18 protein-coding genes are annotated in these 17,726 nt (G+C 68.2%); 4 read left to right on the forward strand and 14 right to left on the reverse strand.

The genetic code is table 11. The annotated features are described in order from the left end of the window. Nucleotides 1-73: 73 nt before the first annotated feature. From A5764_RS08510 to glyA, 3 genes are all read right to left on the reverse strand, one after another. On the reverse strand, nt 74-1,375 hold the full coding sequence (locus A5764_RS08510; RefSeq protein WP_067111571.1) for a PhoH family protein: 1,302 nt from the start codon (nt 1,373-1,375) through the stop codon (nt 74-76). 260 nt (nt 1,376-1,635) lie between these two features. Then, complete coding sequence (locus A5764_RS08515) at nt 1,636-2,463, reverse strand: acyl-ACP desaturase (RefSeq protein ID WP_067111622.1); 828 nt, start codon at nt 2,461-2,463, stop codon at nt 1,636-1,638. Nucleotides 2,464-2,551: 88 nt separating this feature from the next. After that, nucleotides 2,552-3,832 carry a serine hydroxymethyltransferase gene (glyA, locus tag A5764_RS08520; RefSeq protein ID WP_067111574.1) on the reverse strand — a complete coding sequence of 427 codons (1,281 nt, stop codon included), beginning with the start codon at nt 3,830-3,832 and terminating at the stop codon, nt 2,552-2,554. A gap of 127 nt (nt 3,833-3,959) precedes the next feature. Here glyA and coaA point away from each other — a divergent pair, with 127 nt between their 5' ends. Continuing rightward, entirely contained in the window at nt 3,960-4,898 is a 939-nt protein-coding gene (coaA, locus tag A5764_RS08525; protein ID WP_067111577.1) for a type I pantothenate kinase, read from the forward strand. 51 nt (nt 4,899-4,949) lie between these two features. Here the strand turns inward: coaA and A5764_RS08530 are convergent, their stop codons facing one another. From A5764_RS08530 to A5764_RS08550, 5 genes are all read right to left on the reverse strand, one after another. Next, nucleotides 4,950-5,384: a hypothetical protein gene (locus A5764_RS08530; protein ID WP_067111580.1), complete on the reverse strand. Its 435-nt coding sequence runs from the start codon at nt 5,382-5,384 to the stop codon at nt 4,950-4,952. A gap of 159 nt (nt 5,385-5,543) precedes the next feature. Then, complete coding sequence (locus A5764_RS08535) at nt 5,544-6,632, reverse strand: methyltransferase (protein ID WP_067111583.1); 1,089 nt, start codon at nt 6,630-6,632, stop codon at nt 5,544-5,546. Nucleotides 6,633-6,661: 29 nt separating this feature from the next. Next, the gene (locus A5764_RS08540) at nt 6,662-7,750 is read right to left on the reverse strand and encodes a methyltransferase (protein WP_067111586.1); all 1,089 of its coding nucleotides are present in this window, start codon (nt 7,748-7,750) and stop codon (nt 6,662-6,664) included. Nucleotides 7,751-7,982: 232 nt separating this feature from the next. Next, on the reverse strand, nt 7,983-9,365 hold the full coding sequence (locus tag A5764_RS08545; RefSeq protein WP_067111589.1) for a hypothetical protein: 1,383 nt from the start codon (nt 9,363-9,365) through the stop codon (nt 7,983-7,985). A gap of 42 nt (nt 9,366-9,407) precedes the next feature. After that, entirely contained in the window at nt 9,408-10,196 is a 789-nt protein-coding gene (locus tag A5764_RS08550) for a (2Z,6E)-farnesyl diphosphate synthase (protein WP_067111625.1), read from the reverse strand. A 155-nt stretch (nt 10,197-10,351) separates the two neighbouring features. Between A5764_RS08550 and A5764_RS08555 the strand changes: the two genes are divergently transcribed. Next, entirely contained in the window at nt 10,352-11,110 is a 759-nt protein-coding gene (locus A5764_RS08555; protein WP_067111591.1) for a hemolysin III family protein, read from the forward strand. Between the two features lie 6 nt (nt 11,111-11,116). On the opposite strand, the gene A5764_RS08560 is transcribed toward A5764_RS08555, so the two are convergent. From A5764_RS08560 to mca, 4 genes are read right to left on the reverse strand one after another with little or no spacing between them, the layout of a single operon-like run. Further along, nucleotides 11,117-11,497 (reverse strand): nuclear transport factor 2 family protein, encoded by a 381-nt coding sequence (locus A5764_RS08560; protein WP_067111594.1) that lies wholly within the window; start codon nt 11,495-11,497, stop codon nt 11,117-11,119. A gap of 21 nt (nt 11,498-11,518) precedes the next feature. Next, nucleotides 11,519-13,534 carry a thioredoxin domain-containing protein gene (locus tag A5764_RS08565; protein ID WP_067111628.1) on the reverse strand — a complete coding sequence of 672 codons (2,016 nt, stop codon included), beginning with the start codon at nt 13,532-13,534 and terminating at the stop codon, nt 11,519-11,521. Further along, nucleotides 13,521-13,823, reverse strand: coding sequence for a hypothetical protein (locus tag A5764_RS08570; protein ID WP_067111597.1), 303 nt, complete (start codon nt 13,821-13,823; stop codon nt 13,521-13,523). Before A5764_RS08570 ends, A5764_RS08565 begins: the two co-directional genes overlap by 14 nt. Then, nucleotides 13,820-14,692 (reverse strand): mycothiol conjugate amidase Mca, encoded by an 873-nt coding sequence (gene mca, locus A5764_RS08575; RefSeq protein WP_067111600.1) that lies wholly within the window; start codon nt 14,690-14,692, stop codon nt 13,820-13,822. The genes A5764_RS08570 and mca overlap by 4 nt, the downstream gene beginning before the upstream one ends. 121 nt (nt 14,693-14,813) lie before the next feature. Here mca and A5764_RS08580 point away from each other — a divergent pair, with 121 nt between their 5' ends. Continuing rightward, nucleotides 14,814-15,248 carry a DUF4307 domain-containing protein gene (locus A5764_RS08580; RefSeq protein WP_067111603.1) on the forward strand — a complete coding sequence of 145 codons (435 nt, stop codon included), beginning with the start codon at nt 14,814-14,816 and terminating at the stop codon, nt 15,246-15,248. Between the two features lie 216 nt (nt 15,249-15,464). Further along, nucleotides 15,465-15,959: a transcription elongation factor GreA gene (gene greA / locus A5764_RS08585; RefSeq protein ID WP_067111631.1), complete on the forward strand. Its 495-nt coding sequence runs from the start codon at nt 15,465-15,467 to the stop codon at nt 15,957-15,959. Nucleotides 15,960-15,972: 13 nt separating this feature from the next. Here greA and A5764_RS08590 read toward each other — a convergent pair whose 3' ends face one another. Together A5764_RS08590 and A5764_RS08595 are read right to left on the reverse strand one after the other, a co-directional pair. Then, nucleotides 15,973-17,151, reverse strand: coding sequence for a cystathionine gamma-synthase (locus A5764_RS08590; RefSeq protein ID WP_067111606.1), 1,179 nt, complete (start codon nt 17,149-17,151; stop codon nt 15,973-15,975). A gap of 54 nt (nt 17,152-17,205) precedes the next feature. After that, nucleotides 17,206-17,726, reverse strand: a 521-nt coding sequence (locus A5764_RS08595; protein ID WP_067111608.1) for an RDD family protein, incomplete at its 5' end; no start/stop codon positions are given.

The following is a 17,726-nucleotide window of genomic DNA, read 5'->3' on the forward strand; positions in this document are numbered from 1 at the left end:
TCAGTGGGCGTACCGGGCGGGATCCGCGCGATTTTCCCGCCCTGGAAGCACTCTCAACGCCGAGGAAGCACACTCAGTGCGGCCCGGCGATCTCCTCGAGCATCTCGGTGACCAGCGCGGCGATCGGGGACCGCTCGCTGCGCAGCAGCGTGATGTGGGCGAACAGCGGATGGCCCTTGAGCTTCTCGATCACCGCCGCGACCCCGTCGTGGCGCCCGACGCGCAGGTTGTCGCGCTGGGCGATGTCGTGGGTCAGCACCACCCGCGATCCGGTCCCCAGCCTGGACAACACGGTCAGCAGGACGTTGCGCTCCAGCGACTGGGCCTCGTCGACGATGACGAACGAGTCGTGCAGCGAGCGGCCGCGGATGTGGGTCAGCGGCAACACCTCGAGCATGCCGCGGGAGAGCACCTCCTCCAGCACCGCCGGGCTGGCCAGCCCCTCGAGGGTGTCGAAGACCGCCTGCGCCCACGGGCCCATCTTTTCGCTCTCGCTGCCCGGCAGGTAGCCCAGTTCCTGGCCGCCGACGGCATACAGCGGGCGGAACACCACCACCTTGCGCTGGGTCCGCCGTTCCAGCACCGCCTCGAGCCCCGCGCACAGCGCCAGCGCCGACTTGCCGGTGCCGGCCTTGCCGCCCAGCGACACGATGCCCACCGACTCGTCCAGCAGCAGGTCGAGCGCGACCCGCTGCTCGGCCGAACGGCCCCGCAGCCCGAAGACCTCGCGGTCGCCGCGAACCAGCTGGACGCGCTTGGCGGGTGTGACCCGGCCGAGCGCGTGCGAGCTGCCGCCCAGCAGCCGAACTCCGGTGTGGCAGGGCAGGTCCCGGGCGTCGACGAGGTCGATCTCACCTTCGGTGAACAGCGCGTCGATGTCCTCGGCGGCGGTTTCGATCTCGCGCATCCCCGACCAGCCGGAGGCCACGACGTCCTGCGCGTGGTACTCGTCGGCGGACAGGCCCACCGCGGCGGCCTTCACCCGAAGGGGAATGTCCTTGCTTACCAACGTAACTCGCCTGCCTTCGGCGGCGAGGTTGGCGGCGCAACTCAGGATGCGCGAGTCGTTGCTGTCGGTGCGGAATCCCGCGGGCAGCACCGTGGGGTCGGTGTGATTGAGCTCGACGTGCAGCGTTCCGCCTTGTGTCCCAACGGGGATCGGCTGATCCAGCCGTCCGTGCTCGAGCCGAAGGTCATCGAACAGGCGCAACGCCTGCCGGGCGAACCAGCCCAGTTCGTGGTGGTGGCGTTTGGCCTCCAGCTCGCTGATTACCACCAGCGGAACCACCACCTCGTGTTCGGCGAACCGACTGCACGCCCACGGGTCGGACAGCAGCACGGAGGTGTCGAGCACATAGGTCCGGAGATCGGTCACGAAGCGCTCCTCGAGCGGGTAAGCCCGCGCGGACCCGCACGGGCATGTCGGCGGGAGCCGCAGCACCAGGACCGGGGCCGGTCCTGCCTAGAACCACCTGAGTGGTGACGGGAGGTGCCGCCCTGGCAGCTGAGCAAGTCGCTGGCCATCGGCAACGACGCTACTCTCGTCGCCGCTCGGCCGCCGCGCAGGCGCGCCGAGACCGGCACGGCGACACCAAATGACGGCCGTCTGCCGCGCGCAAGCGCGTTGAGAGAGGCCTAACCGAGGACGAATTGCCTGAGCGCGGGCTCCTTGCCCACGCCCCACGCGGTGATGCGGTCCGAGATCGCCTCCCGCAGGTCCGCGGGGCCGAAGATGCCCGCGTCGGCCACGTTCTGGACCTTGTCCTGGTAGGCGTCGATGTCGGCGCCGACGACCTGCAGGTCGGCCGCGCGCGCGGCGATCGCGGCGATCGTCTCGTCGCGGGTGTACTCGAGGCAGTGCGCGACAAGCTTGGAGAACATCTCCTCGTGGCGTTCTTCGTCCCGGGCGATGCGGTCGATCAGCCCGGCCAGGATCGGCTCCTCGAGCCGAGCGGCCAGGTGGCGGCAGAACACGGCGTGGCTGCGCTCGGTGAACGCCATGTACACCAGGGTCTCGACCTGGCTGTAGGTGTCGGCGCGGTAGCCCTTCATCACGTACTGGACCCGCGCCTCTTCGTTGGCGACGGGATCGACCTCGCGGGTCACCACCAGGTATTGGCGCAGCGCGATGGCGTGCAGGTGCTCCTCGGCGGTCCACCGGCCCAGCCAGCGACCCCACCACTCCTCGAGGATGAAGTGCTCGACGAGCTCACGGTGATGTCCGGCGAGATTGTCCTTGAGTAGCAGCAGGATCTCGCAGGCGTCGGTGAAGACCCTGGGCAGCGAGGCCTGCGACGGGTCCCAGTCGCGCCCGCCGAGGAAGGCGAAGTTCTCGCCCCGGTCGAACGGCACGTAGTCGTGTGCGAACCAGAGTTCCTCGGTGTTGAGGTGGTGGTCCATGAGCTGCTCGACGACCGGCTCGAGTTCGAGGGTCAGGGCGTTAGGAACAGGTTTCTGTGCCATGAAGTAACCGTAACCCGTGGACACAGATGCTGTGAAATCGCCGGCGTGTGTCGAGGCTAAACGGTGACTTTGTACCCCGGCCGGCGCGTTAGCGGTCGACCAGCGTCCAGCTTTCGAGCCCCTCGTAGAGCGGGAAGTCGCGGGCCAGCCGCGTCACCCGCTGCCGCAGCGCGGACACATCCGCCGAGGTGCCCGCCGCCAGCGCCGTGCCAATGATGTCGGCGACCTCGGTGAACTCGTCGTCGCCGAAGCCGCGGGTCGCCAGCGCCGGGGTTCCTACCCGAAGGCCCGACGTCACCATCGGGGGCCGCGGGTCATTCGGGACGGCGTTGCGGTTGACGGTGATGCCGATCTCGTGCAGCAGGTCCTCGGCGGCTTTGCCGTCCAGCGGCGAGTCGCGCAGGTCGACCAGCACCAGGTGCACGTCGGTGCCGCCGCTGACCACCGACACGCCGGCCTGCCGGACGTCGGCGGCCAGCAGCCGGTCCGCGACAATGCGCGCCCCGGAAAGCGTGCGCTGCTGACGGTCGGCGAACTCGGGCGTGGTGGCGATCTTGAGCGCCACCGCCTTGCCCGCGATGACGTGCATGAGCGGGCCGCCCTGCTGGCCCGGGAACACCGCCGAGTTGATCGCCTTGGCGTACTCCTGCTTGCCCAGGATCATCCCGGAGCGCGCCCCGCCCAGCGTCTTGTGCACGGTGGTAGACACCACGTCGGCGTGTGGCACGGGCGAGGGGTGCAGGCCCACGGCCACCAGCCCGGCGAAGTGCGCCATGTCCACCCACAGCTTGGCGCAGACCTCGTCGGCGATCGACCGGAACGCCGCGAAGTCGAGGATCCGCGGGTAGGCCGACCAGCCGGCGATGATCACCTTGGGCCTGAACTCCAGCGCCTTGGTCCGCACCGCGTCCATGTCGACCAGATGGGTCTTGGGGTCGACACCGTAGAAGCCGGCGTCGTAGAGCCGGCCGGAGAAGTTGAGCTTCATGCCGTGGGTCAGGTGGCCGCCGTTGGCGAGGTCCAGGCCGAGCAGGTGTTCCCCCGGCGTCATCAGCGCGTGCAGCACCGCGGCGTTGGCCTGGGCACCCGAATGCGGTTGTACGTTGGCGAACTCGGCGCCGAACAACGCCTTGGCCCGGTCGCGCGCGATGTTCTCCACCACGTCGACGTGCTCGCAGCCGCCGTAGTAGCGCCGGCCCGGCAGGCCTTCGGCGTACTTGTTGGTCAGGACGCTGCCCTGGGCCTGCAGCACCGAGCGCGGCACGAAGTTCTCCGACGCGATCATCTCCAGGGTGTCGCGCTGCCGGTGCAGCTCCTTGTCCATCAACTCGGCGATGTCGGGGTCGACCTCCGCGAGGGGCGCGGACATAAGGGAGGCGTTGGCGGGGATACGGGTGCGAGCGTCGGGTGCAGCAGTCACGGGCGCCAGTCTATCCAGCGGCGCTTTTACCCAGCCCAGCCGTCGGGGGCGCGTCCGTCCCTGCAAGACTGGCACCATGCCGCGGCTTAGCGAGCCGAGCCCTTATGTGGAGTTCGACCGAAAGCAATGGCGTGCGCTGCGCATGTCGACGCCGCTGGCCCTCACCGAAGAGGAACTGGTCGGCTTGCGCGGCCTTGGCGAGCAGATCGACCTGCTGGAGGTGGAAGAGGTTTACCTGCCGCTGGCCCGGCTGATCCACCTTCAGGTCGCCGCCCGCCAGCGGCTTTTCGCTGCCACCGCCGAGTTCCTCGGCGAACCGCAACAGAACCCCGACCGGCCGGTGCCGTTCGTCATCGGCGTGGCCGGCAGCGTGGCGGTGGGCAAGTCGACGACCGCCCGCGTGCTGCAGGCGCTGTTGGCCCGCTGGGACCATCACCCCCGGGTGGACCTGGTCACCACCGACGGCTTCCTATACCCCAACGCCGAGCTGGATCAGCGAAACCTGATGCACCGCAAGGGTTTTCCCGAAAGCTACAACCGTCGGGCGCTACTGCGGTTTGTGACCTCGATCAAATCCGGTTCGGACTACGCGTGCGCGCCGGTGTATTCGCACCTGAAATACGACATCATTCCGGGGGCCAAGCAAGTGGTCCGCCACCCCGACATCTTGATCCTGGAGGGCCTCAACGTATTGCAAACGGGTCCGACACTGATGGTGTCGGACCTGTTCGACTTTTCGCTTTATGTGGACGCCCGGATCGAGGACATCGAGCAGTGGTACGTGTCGCGGTTCTTGTCGCTGCGCGGCACGGCGTTCGCCGACCCGGAATCCCACTTCCACCACTATTCGGCGCTCAACGACACCAAGGCGGTCGCTGCCGCGCGCGAGATCTGGCGGTCGATCAACCGGCCCAACCTGGTCGAGAACATCCTGCCGACCCGTCCCCGCGCCACCCTGGTGCTGCGCAAGGACGCCGACCACTCCATCAACCGGCTGCGTCTGCGCAAGCTGTAGCGGCGCCCGGAGCGGGGCCCCCGCTCCAGAGGACCCCGCTCGGCCGGTTGGTTACGCCGCGAGGCGACGCACCCCCAGGTACTGCAGGCCGGCGAACCCCGCGGTGTAAACACCGGTGGCCAGTGTGGCGGCGACGCCGGTCGGCGTCATAGGCACGGCTTCGTCGGGCAGGAAGCCGGCCAGGAAGGCGGCCAGCGTGTACACGATGTTGGCCGCGACGACTCCGATGCCGGCGCGCCGCAGGTTCGGCATCGCCGCCAGGCTGAACACCGCCAGGCCGTAGAGCACGAAGAACGCGCCCAGGGCGTATTCCTGCCCCGCGGCCAGGCCGGTGAGCGACGAGATCGGGTCGGCGAAAAAGGCGACGGCCAAGCCGCAGAATCCCGTCAGCGTGGCATCGGCGCGCATGGCGAAACGCAGCAGGGAGTCGGTCGAGTCGTATAGGGGTCGGGTGTGCAGACCAGGTGCATCAGAAGCAGATGTCATGTGATTACTCCTCGGCGATGGCGGGAATGGGGCGGTCGAACAGGTTTGAGCGTGCCGCCGAAGCACTGCCATATCGACTCGTGGCACTGCCAACTACTGCCACGTGTACAACTACGGGTCATTTCCCCGGGCTATTCCCGGATGCCGGGACAATTTTCGCTAAATTGCGATCGCCTCGACCACGCTGAACGGTGACGCCGTTTTCACTACCCGGCTCATGCGGAAGCCGGCGCGGTCGAGCAGCCGGGCATATTCGCCAGTGGAGCGCTCGCGGGCACCGGCCACGACGAGCATTTCCAGGTCTGCCCACTTGCCGAAAAATTCGCGCTTGTGGCGCGGAATGACGAATTCGACAAGCAATACGTGATGCCCGGCGGCCGCCGCTTTGCGCACGTTGCCGAGAATGTGCGCAGCGTCGTCGTCGGGCCAGTCGTGTATCACGTTCTTCAGCACGTACGCGTCACCGCCGTCGGGTATGGCATCGAAGAACGACCCTGCAATAACTTCCACCCGGTCTCGGACGTGGCGTTCGGCAAGGATGTCGTGAGCTCCTGCGACCACTTGTGGCAGGTCGAACAGGATGCCGCGGGCGTGCGAAGTGGCTTCCAGAATTGCGGCCAGCAGCCGCCCGTGACCGCCGCCGACGTCGACGATGGTGGCGTAGCGGCTGAAGTCGTAGGCCGCAGTCACCGCCGCGATCGCGAGCTCGGACATGCTCGTCATCGCGCTGTTGAAGATTGCGGCGAATTCCGGCTCCTCGGCCAGGTACTCGAACACGGGTTTGCCGCGCAGTTCGGGGACGACTGCCCGCCCGGTACGAATCGCGTCGGTGAGGTGACTCCAGTGTTCGCGCTGCTGGGGCGAACCCAGAAACCGGGCGAGGGCGCGCAGCGACACATCACCGCCGGTGCCCAGCGTCTCCGCCAGCGGCGTGAGCTCGTAACGCCCGTCGCGACGCTGACGGAAAACGCCCCGGCTGATCAAGGCCCGCAGCAGTCGGCTGACGGTGTCAGCGTTGGCGTTGACCGCAGCGGCCAACTCGTCGGCCGACAGCGGCCCCTTGGCCAGCGCATCGGCAATGCCGAGGTCCGCCGCCGCGGTAATCGCCTGCGCCGCCCAGGCATTCGTGATCATTTCCAACATCGCGGCCGGTGGCGGGACCATGCGCCGGCTCAGCTGACCGATGCGATGCCGGATGATCTCGATGACCGGCACGACCTGGGCGGGTGGCAGCTTCAACGAAAACATAGTCCTCCCTTGCGAAATCGAGCGTCTGGTTAGATGGCAACCGCTTCAACGATGCTGACCGGTGAGGCCGTTTCCACCACCCGCGTCATGCGAAAGCCGGCGCGGCTGAGAAGTCGGCCATATTCGGGGGCGGTGCGATCGCGCGCGCCTGCGTCGACGAGCATTTGCAGATCCACCCACTTACCCACGAATTCCCGGTTGTGCCGCGGAATGACGAATTCGACAAGCAGCACGTGTTTCTCGGCCCCGGCCGCCTTGCGCACGTTGGTGAGAATTTGTACCGCTTCTTCGTCGGGCCAGTCGTGGATGATGTGTTTGAGGACATAAGCGTCGCCACCCTCAGCCACGGCGTCGAAAAACGAACCGCCGACCACCTGGACGCGGTCGGCGACCAGAAGTTGCTCGAGCAGCGCCGGGGCGCCCGCGACAACGTGGGGCTGGTCGAAGAGAATGCCGCGGGCTCCCGGCGTGGCGTTCAAGATCGTTGCCAGAAACCGGCCGTGCCCACCAGCGACGTCGACGATGGTGGCGTACCGGCCGAAGTCGTAGCCGGCGGTCACCGCCTCGATCCCGAGCCCGGATACGCCCGTCATCGCGTCATTGAAAATCTCGTCGAGTTCTTTGTTTTCAGCCAGGTACTCGAAAATCGATTTACCGCGCAGGCCGGGAACAACGGATCGGCCGGTGCGAATCGCTTCGGTGATGTGGCTCCAATGCTCTCGTTCCTGGGGTGAGCCCACGAACCGGGCGAAGGCGCGCAGCGAGACATTGCCGTCGGTACGCAGGGTCTCCGCCAGCGGGTTGAGATCGTAACGGCCGTCGCGCAATTGGCGGAAGACGCCGCGGCTGATCAGGGCCCTGAGCAGTCGACTCACGGTGTCAGCGTTGGCGTCCACCACAGCGGCCAACTCGGCGGCCGACAACGGCCCCTTGGCCAGCGCGTCGGCGATGCCGAGGTCCGCCGCGGCGGTAATCGCCTGTGCGGCCCAGGCGTCTGCGATCATTTCCAGCATCGCCGCCGGCGGAGGCACCATCCGCCGGTGCAGCTGACCGAGATGATGTCGGATCATTTCGATGACCCGCACGACTTGGGCGGGCGGAAGGGTCGACGAAAACATAGAGCCCCCTTGCATATTCGGGTTGGCGCATGCGGACCGGTTAGTCGCACACCACGTATTCGGCGCCGTGCCACTGCAAGACTGATCGACCCGGACGGAATTGACCACTACAACCGACGTTGTCATTCCGATGCCACATCTTGGCGAGCCGCGGACGTAACGTCACGGTGAAATTTCGGGCGATTTGTCGCAGCGACGTTACGACGGCGCGCCCTACCGCACTTGCGCGCGGCTATTCGCTGGGAACCGGGACCCGCCCGCGCAGGTCCGCGGCGATGAGCCGGGCCGCGGCGTTCTGCCAGTTGTGCAGCGAGCGCTGCGGGACCTCGGTCACCAGCCACTGCCAAGCCTGCCGGGCGATCGGATCCAACCCGGCGGCGGTGGCGTTCTGCGCGTACGCACGCACCCCGACGACGTAGGGGAAATACAGCGAGTTGTAGTACCGCCACTCCTCGGTGGTTCCGAACTCACCACCGTCGCGGGGTTTGAGCCGCGCGATGCCGTCGGCGAGAACGGCCTTGAGCTCGTTGGCCCGCTCCAGCGGGTGATCGGGCGCATCCCGCGCCGCCAGCCGCTGGTCGATCACCGGCAAAGCGGTCAGGGGGCTGGCGACCAGCTTGGTCAGGTCACCGTAGTGGCCGAGCGCCCGGCGGGTGAGCCGGGCGAAGGCTTCGTCGTCGACGTCGACCAACGGGTCCTCCGAGCGCAGCGGCAACGCCGCCCCGGTGTGCCGCAACGCGGCCCGGTCCGCCCGCAGGGTCGGCGACTTCCAGAAGGCCAGCCGGTCCAGCAGCCCGGCTAGCGGGTCGGCCAGCACCTGCACCGTGATGGCGATGGCCAGGGTGGTGAACAACAGCACGGTCAGCACCGTCCGGGCGGTGTGCTCGTGCCGCGTCAGGGCCAGGCCGATCAGCGCCTGGCCGCCGAACAGGAGTGCCACCACCGAGCAGCCCGCGAAGGAGCGAAGCATGTCTGCGCGCAGCGCCTGGCCCTCGTCGAACGCGTCCCACAGGGCCACGGCCACACCCAGCATCAGCACGTCGAAACCGGTGGACGCCAGCGCCAGCCAGCTGGGCACCAGGCCCAGCGGAATGATGAGGATGGCGTTGGCCAGGGCGAAGAACAGCGTCGCAACGACGACCAGTCCCAAACCGCGCCGGCCGACGGACACCGGCTGGTCGGATCGCCGGACCGCGAAGACCATCGCGCCCAGGGTGGACACCGAGATCACCGCCATCATCAGCACATGGCCCGGCCGCAGCGGCCCTTCGACGCTGCCCGCCATCGTGGCGCCGACCAGGGTGAGCGCGGCGACGCCGACGATGAGCAGCACCTCGCGGCTTCGCGCCCGCCAGCTCTCACACGGAACGGACAGTTCGACGAGCACCGCAAACCACGCCACGCTGGGCACGGCGGCCAGATAGATCTCCAGCCGGCCGAGCAGGACGGCATGCGAAGCGCCGCCCGTGCGCACCGCGTCCAGCGCCACCACCAGCGCGAAACCGCAGAGTCCGATCGCCGCCAACGCAAGCACCGGCTTGCGGGGATCGCGGGCCAGTAGATACAACCCCAGCCACCCGCTCAGCGTGAAAACCACCGCCGACAGCGCAGCCATGCATCCAGTGTGGCACGGGTCTAATTCGTGCCGGCCCGCACGCTACTTGCCATATCTGCGGTGCCGCTGGCTGTAGTCGCGCAGCGCGCGCAGGAAGTCCACGCGGCGGAACGCGGGCCAGTGCGCCTCGGTGAACCACATCTCCGAGTACGCGCTCTGCCACAGCAGAAACCCGGACAGTCGTTGCTCGCCCGACGTGCGGATCACCAGATCGGGGTCGGGCTGCCCGGAGGTGTAAAGGTTTTCGGAGATGCCATCGGCGGTCACCGCGTCGATGAGCTCCTCGGCGGTGGCCCCGTTGGCCAGTTCCTTGCTCAGCAACGCGCGCACCGCATCGACGATCTCGCGGCGCCCGCCGTAGCCGACGGCGACGTTGACGTGAAACGGCGCGACGGCCGGGGTGGACTCCACCGCGCCGCGCAGCCGGCGGGCCGGTTCCTCACCGATCAGCCCCAGATCCCCTACGGTGCGCACGCTCCAGCGGTTGGCGGGCGCGCAGATCTCCTCGACCACGTCGGTGATTATCTCTATGAGCCCGGCCAGCTCGTTGGGATCGCGCTGCAGGTTCTCGGTGGACAGCAGGTACACGGTGGTCATCTCGATGCCGGCCTCTTGGCACCAGCGCAGCATCTCGGCGATCTTGGCCGCACCCATCCGGTAGCCGTAGTTCACGTCGTCGTAACCGGCGTTGCGCGCCCATCGCCTGTTCCCGTCGCACAGGACCGCGATATGGCGGGGCAGCTCGGATTTGGAGGCGGCCAGACCCTGCCTCAGCCGCAGCTCGTAGACGCGGTACAACGGCTCTTTGAGCCGTGGCGGGATGATCTCCACGAAGCTCCACCCTACTGTGAGCGGCACCAGTTTCCGGTCCACATCGCACGCAATGTCACCGCACGGCGACGCCGTGTCGTGACTATTCCCTATTACTCTGGATTGAGAGCAGCCACCGGCAATTCCCGACCTGCACGACAAGGCAACAGGAGAACATGAGCACCCAGACCAGCGCGTTCAAGAATTCGGAGGCCGAATCGCAGGCAATCATGCCGGGCAACACCGTCGAACAAGTCGTCGAAGGTGCTGCCCAGACCCTGGAAAAGCCCCGCATGCGCGGCTGGATCCACTTCTACTCCGCGTGGCTGGCGGTCATCTGCGGAGCGACTCTGGTGTCGGTGTCGTGGCCGGTGGCATCCACCCGCGCCGGACTTACGACGTTTGCCTACGCCCTGACCACGGTGGCGATGTTCGCCGTGAGCGCCACCTACCACCGCGTGAACTGGAAGTCGGAGGCCGCCCGCAAGCGGATGAAACGGCTCGACCATTCGATGATCTTCCTGTTCATCGCGGGCAGCTACACGCCGTTTGCGATGCTGGCGATGCCTCCCGCCGATGGGCGATTGGTGATGTGGATCGTGTGGGGCGGCGCGCTGGCGGGCATCGCGCTGAAGGTGTGCTGGCCCGCTGCGCCGCGCTGGGTCGGCGTGCCGCTGTATCTGCTGTTGGGCTGGGTGGCGGTGTGGTACGCCCCCACCATCATTCACACCGCCGGGGTGGCCGCCATGGTGCTGCTGGCCGTCGGCGGCGCGCTGTACAGCATCGGTGGCCTACTGTATGGACTGCGCTGGCCGGACCCGTGGCCGAAGACGTTCGGGTATCACGAGTTCTTCCACGCCTTCACCGCGATCGCGGCGATCCTGCACTACATCGCCATGTGGCTCGCCGTTTTCTACGTCGGCCACCCGGCCTGATCCCCGCTAAAGCTGCCTGACGTCGGCCGCCGACCAGTAGGCCTTCATCGCGGTGACCTTGCCGCGGTCGTCGAAGACCATCACGTCGATCGGCTCGATCACCATCCGGTGCTCGCCGGCGGTCGCGGTCACCCGGAACTGGAAGGCCGCCTCGTTGCCGGCCACCCGCAGCGACAGCAGCTCGCATTCGCGCTGCACGTCGTTGACCGCGGAGTAGAAGCGGCGGATCGCCTGATGCCCGATGTGCACCTCGCCGCCGACCGGATCCTCGACGGTCGCGTCGTCGGCGTAGAGCTCGACGAGCTCGTCGGCGCTGCCCTTGGCGACCAGCTCGATGTAGCGGTTGACGGTCTCGGTGATCGCGGGGGCCCTGTCGGCATTCGGCATGGGCGCAGGGTAGCCGCCGGGCTACCGGCCCGAAACACCCAGGGCGGCCGCCAGTTCGGTGGCCCGGGACACCGGTAGGTCACAGATCCGCCCGCGGCACACGTACGCGGCGTCGGCGCCGTCCAGCCGGTCCCGGCCGACCAGCAGCGCCGACGAGTCCGTCTCCCCGCCCACGACGATCGCCCCGCCGGGCGCCAGCCGTCGCGCGTCGGCCAGCAATGCCGACCGCGCCGGGTCACAGACGACCGCGATCTGCAGGGGTCCGCGCACGGCGGCCTCGGCGACGGCCAGCCAATGTCCGGCGGAGCGCGCCGCGCGCTCGAGCAGCACCGCATGTGCGCTGAGGGAGTCGTCCGCCGCCTGCAGGTATCGCCCAGCGCTGTCGCCGTCGACCAGGTGCGCCGCCGTCAGCAGCGCTTCGGTGATCGACGACGCACCCGACGGCGTCGCCCCGTCCAGCGGGTCGGCGGGCCGCAGCACCAACCGCTCGGCGTCGTCGGCGGTGTCGAACCAGCGGCCGGGGCGCTGCGGGTCGGCGAAGTGGCGCAGCGCGGTGTCCAGCAGCTCGGTCGCCGCGGCCAGCCACGGCGCCTCCGGGTTCAGCTGGTACAGCGCGAGCAGCCCGGTGGCCAGCATGGCGTGATCCTCCAGGATGGCGGCGCTGTCGCCGACCACTCCGGCGAGGCTGGCGCGCCGCAGCCGGCCGTCGACGACGTGGGTGTCCAGCAGCGCCGTCGCGCAGCGCCGCGCCGCTTGGGCCAATTCCGGTTCCCCCAGGGCCACGCTGGCCTCGGCCAGCGCGGTGACCGCCAGCCCGTTCCAGGAGGTGACCACCTTGTCGTCGCGGCCGGGCTGGGGGCGGGTGAGCCGGGCGGCCAGCAGCGCGGTCCGCACCCGCTCGAATCGTTGCGGATCGTCGGGGTCGGCGCGCAGCTGCAGCACCGAGCTGCCGTGTTCGAACGTGCCGGTCCGGGTGACCGCGAAAACCTCTGCGGCCCAGCGTCCGTCGTCGGCGCCGAGCACCTCGGTCAGCTGCCCGGGCGTCCAGACGTAGGTCAGGCCCTCGCGGCCGGCGGCGTCGGCGTCCAGCGACGAGATGAACATCCCGCCGTCCGCCAGCTCGTCGAGCAGGAACCCCGCGGTCTGGGCGGCGACCCGGCGCGCCAGCGGATCTCCGGTCCGCCGGGCCCAGTGGGCGTAGCAGCGCAGCAGCAGCGCGTTGTCGTAGAGCATCTTCTCGAAATGCGGCACCACCCAAGCGTTGTCGACGCTGTAGCGGGCGAAGCCGCCGGCAAGCTGGTCGTAGATGCCGCCGCGGGCCATCGCGTTGCCGGTGCGCTGCACCGCCTGAAGCGCCGCCGCCGATCCGGTGCGCTCGTGGTTGCGCAGCAGCGCCTCGAGAAGCGCCGACGGCGGGAACTTGGGCGCGCCACCGAACCCGCCGTGCACCGTGTCCTGGTCGCGCAGCGCGGCCGCGACGGCGTGGTCACACAACGCCGGCTCGACGCGGGGTCCGCCCCCAGGCAGTCCCGAGGTCATGTCGCGCAGCTCGCCGGCGATCCGGTCCGACGCCTCTTCGACCTCGCCCCGCCGGTCCCGCCAGGTGGCGGAGACGGCCGAAAGAAGCTGCAGGAACGAGTCTTTCGGGTAGTACGTGCCGCAGAAGAAGGGCCGGCCGTCCGGCGTCAGGAAACACGTCATCGGCCACCCGCCGTGGCCGGTGAGCGCGACGGTGGCGTTCATGTAGACCGCGTCGATGTCCGGCCGTTCCTCGCGGTCGACCTTGATGCATACGAATCCGGCGTTCATCACGGCGGCCACCTCGTCGTCTTCAAACGATTCGTGGGCCATGACGTGGCACCAGTGGCAGGCGGCGTAGCCGATCGACAGCAGGATCGGCACGTCCCGCGCGGCGGCATCGGCCAGCGACTGCGGCGTCCACTGCTGCCAATGCACCGGGTTGTCGGCGTGCTGGCGCAGATACGGGCTCGTCGCCAGCCCGAGGGTGTTCGTCGACGAAGATTCAGCCGGGCTCATCGCCGGGTCCCGGTCCCCGCGCCGGCCCATTCGGCTGCCCGGGGGGCTGCTCGGGTCCCTCGTCGCCGACCGCATCGGTGCCCTCGTCGGCGGCCTGGTCCGGCTCGGGGTGCTTGGGGTCGAACGAGTCGGGCACCTTCTTCAGCTGGCGGTTCATCGATCGCAAAAGGAACAGGGTGGCGATCAACAGCAGCACCACGACCAGCAGCCCCACCGGGCTGGCCTTGCCGAAGTCGGGGCCGTGATTGTGGGGTGCGTCGGCGATCGCCCGCAGCAGATGGTGGTTCACTCGTCGCCCTCGATTCCGGCGAACAGATCGTCCTCGGGCAGTTTGACGGGAAGGCGGGAACGGGCCAACTCGAATTCCTCGGTCGGCCATAGCCGCTGCTGCCATTCGATCGGGGCGGCGAAGAACTCGGCGTTCGGGTCGATCTGGGTGGCGTGCGCGCGCAACGCGTCGTCGCGCTGGCTGAAATATGCCGAGCACTCGACGCGCGTCGTCACCCGCGACTCGAACGGGTCATGCTCGGGATCCCAGTGCTTGAGCCACTTTTGGAACGGGCCCTGCTGGCCGTGTTTGACGAATTCGTCGTGCAGCAGCTGCATGCGCGCCCGCAGGAAGCCGTGCACGTAGTACAGCTTGGACACCGCCCACGGCTCGCCGGCGTCGGGGAAGCGGGCGTAGTCGCCGGCCGCCTCGAAGGCGCCGACCGAAACCTGGTGGCAGCGAATGTGATCGGGATGCGGGTAGCCGCCATTTTCGTCGTAGGTGGTTATCACGTGTGGCCGGAACTCGCGGATCACCCGCACCAGCGCCTCGACGGGCTCCTGCAGCGGCACCAGCGCGAAGCAGCCCTCGGGCAGCGGTGGCGGCGGGTCGCCCTTGGGCAAGCCCGAGTCGACGAATCCCAGCCAGGTGTGTTCCACGCCGAGGATCTCGGCGGCCTTGGCCATTTCGTCGCGGCGGATCTCGGCCATGTGTTCCAGCACGTCGGGCAGGTCCATCGCGGGGTTGAGAATCTCGCCGCGCTCGCCGCCGGTCAACGTCACCACCAGCACCCGATGACCCTCGTCGGCGTAGCGGGCCAGCGTCGCCGCACCCTTGCTGGACTCGTCGTCCGGGTGGGCGTGCACCGCCATCAACCGCAGCTTGCTCACGTGCCCCCTTGTCGATTCCCTGGTCTTCACTGAAGAGCTAGAAGCGACCCTATAATTCCAGTTTCGATCGTTGCATTCTGTCGGCAGGCGTCCGGCAGCCACAGTCCAGGCATACCCAGGCATGAGCGAAACTCCCCTTCGGCGCCCCGAGGCCCGCTACGGGCGTTCGCGGCTGTCGCGCGTCTCGCGGCGCCGCGTGGTGATCGGCCTGGGGGTGCTGGTCGTCGGCGCCGGTGTCGTGGTGGCCGTCGTCGGCTACCAACGGCTCGGCACCAGCGAGGTCGCGGGCTCGCTGGCCGGCTACCAGGTGATCGACGACGAGACGGCGTCGGTAACGATCAGCGTGACGCGATCCGACCCGTCGCGGCCGGTCGACTGCATCGTGCGGGTGCGCGCCAAGGACGGCAGCGAGACGGGCCGGCGCGAGGTCCTGGTCCCGCCGTCAGACCAGGGAACCGTGCAGGTGACGACCACGGTGAAGTCCAGCAAGCCGCCGGTGATGGCGGACGTCTACGGGTGCGGCGCCGACGTGCCGGGCTACCTGCGCCCGGGCTGATCAGCGGAGGCCGAACTGCGAATATGGCGTCATCAATTGTTTGCGCGGTGGTAACATGGGTGAATGCACGGTTCCGTATGGGACCGTGTATTGCTGCATTAAAGGCCGCGAGCAGAACGGAGCGGCGGTAGGCGGGGTGGGACCCGGGCACTCCGGCGGCGGGGATCTTGAGGCTTGCGCGAAACGCGGAACGACAATAACGAGGAGCACGACGAGATGACGGATATCCAGGTGACCTGGCTGACCCAGGAGTCACATGACCGACTCAAGGCCGAGCTCGAGCAGCTGATCGCCAATCGTCCGGTCATCGCCGCGGAAATCAACGACCGCCGCGAGGAGGGTGACCTGCGCGAGAACGGCGGGTACCACGCGGCGCGTGAAGAGCAAGGTCAGCAGGAGGCCCGCATCCGCCAATTGCAGGACTTGCTCAACAACGCCAAGGTCGGCGAGGCGCCCAAGCAGTCCGGCGTCGCGCTGCCCGGTTCGGTGGTCAAGGTGTACTACAACGGCGACGAGTCCGACACCGAGACGTTCTTGATCGCCACCCGCCAGGAGGGCATCAACGACGGCAAGCTCGAGGTGTACTCACCGAATTCGCCGCTGGGTGGCGCCCTGATCGACGCCAAGGTGGGCGAGACCCGCAGCTATACCGTGCCCAACGGCAACACCGTCGAGGTCACGCTGGTCAGCGCGGAGCCGTACCACTCCTAGCGTCTGCTCGCCGCTAGGCCAGCGCCTGGTCGAGGTCGGCCAGCAGGTCCTCGGCGTCTTCGATGCCGACCGACAGGCGGACCAGGTCGTCGGGCACTTCCAGCTGAGAACCGGCCGTCGACGCGTGCGTCATGGCGCTCGGGTGCTCGATCAGCGACTCGACGCCGCCCAGCGACTCGGCCAGGATGAACACCTCGGTGCGGGCGCACAGATCTTCGGCGGCTTGCCGGCCGCCGCGCATGCGCACCGACACCATGCCGCCGAAGCCGCGCATCTGCCGCGCGGCGACGTCGTGCCCCGGGTGGCCGGGCAGGCCCGGGTATAAAACCGTGCTCACCGCGGGATGCCCGGCGAGGAATTCCGCTATGGCCAACGCGTTTTCGCTGTGTCGCTGCATCCGCAGCACCAACGTTTTCAGGCCGCGCATCGTCAGGTAGGCGTCGAACGGCCCCGGCACCGCGCCGGTCCCGTTCTGCAGGAAGGCGAACGCGTCGTCCAGCTCTTGATCGTTGGTGATCAACGCGCCGCCCACCACGTCGGAATGGCCGCCGATGTATTTGGTCGTCGAGTGCAGCACGACGTCGGCGCCCAGCGGCAACGGCTGTTGTAGGGCCGGTGAAGCAAACGTGTTGTCCACCAACACCTTTGCCGAGCGTTGTGTGCCGAGCTCGGCCGTCAGCCGGACGAGGCCCGCGATGTCGGCGATGGACAGCAACGGATTGGTCGGGGTTTCCACCCACACCAGCCGGGTCTGCGGCGTGATGGCGGCGCGGACGGCGTCCAGGTCGGACAGCCCCACCGGCGTATAGGTGACATTCCACTGCGTGAACACCTTGTCGATCAGCCGGAAGGTGCCGCCGTAGGCGTCGTTGGGGATGACCACGTGGTCGCCGGGCCGCAGCAGCGCCCGCAGGGCGCAGTCGGTGGCGGCCATCCCCGAACTGAACGCCCGACCGAACGCGCCGTCTTCGACGGCGGCCAGCGAAGCCTCCAGCGCGGCCCGGGTCGGGTTGCCGGTGCGCGCGTATTCGAATCCCCCGCGCAGGCCCCCGACACCGTCCTGGGCGAAGGTGCTGCTCGCATAGATCGGGGCGTTGACCGCCCCGGTCGCCGGATCCGGACGGTAGCCGGCGTGGATGGCCTTGGTGGCTAGCCCGTTGAACCCGTGGTGGCCGTTACGGTCGTCGCTCATCGACGACAAGCCTAGTGACAGCCGCGGCCCCGGCTCCGTCACCACGCAACGCCGTCATTGTTCGATCGGCAGGACCACCGTCGACATGATCTTGTCGGCCAGCGTCTGCCGCTTGGAATCCCACAGCGGCAAAAGGAAACCGATGAAGCAGACGATCGCGTCGACGATGTGCGCGATCTGGCGAACGACCGACATCCCGAAACCGATGGGGTGGCCGGTGACCTCGCTGACCACTTTGATCTTCGTCACCGATTTGCCGACGCTCGACCCCGTGGTGCCCTGGCGGTAGCCGTAGTTCCACACCAGGTAGCCCAGACCGATCAGCGTCGCCAACCACTGCGCCAGCACGCCGGTGGTGGAGTCCTGGGTCGCGCAGTACTGGTTCACGGTGTACTGGGTGACATCGGTGACGCACCCCGACTGCTGGGTGGCGAACATGATCCACGACCCGATGGCCTGCAGGACGACGTACGGCAGGTAGTCGATGACGAAGGCCAGCGCTCGCGAAACCCACGGGGCGTAGGCCTCCGTGGGCAGGGTGCGGATCGCTGGCCCGGGCGGCGGCGGTGCGTAGC

The organism is Mycobacterium sp. 852002-51057_SCH5723018, from assembly GCF_001667035.1.
GTDB lineage: Bacteria > Actinomycetota > Actinomycetes > Mycobacteriales > Mycobacteriaceae > Mycobacterium.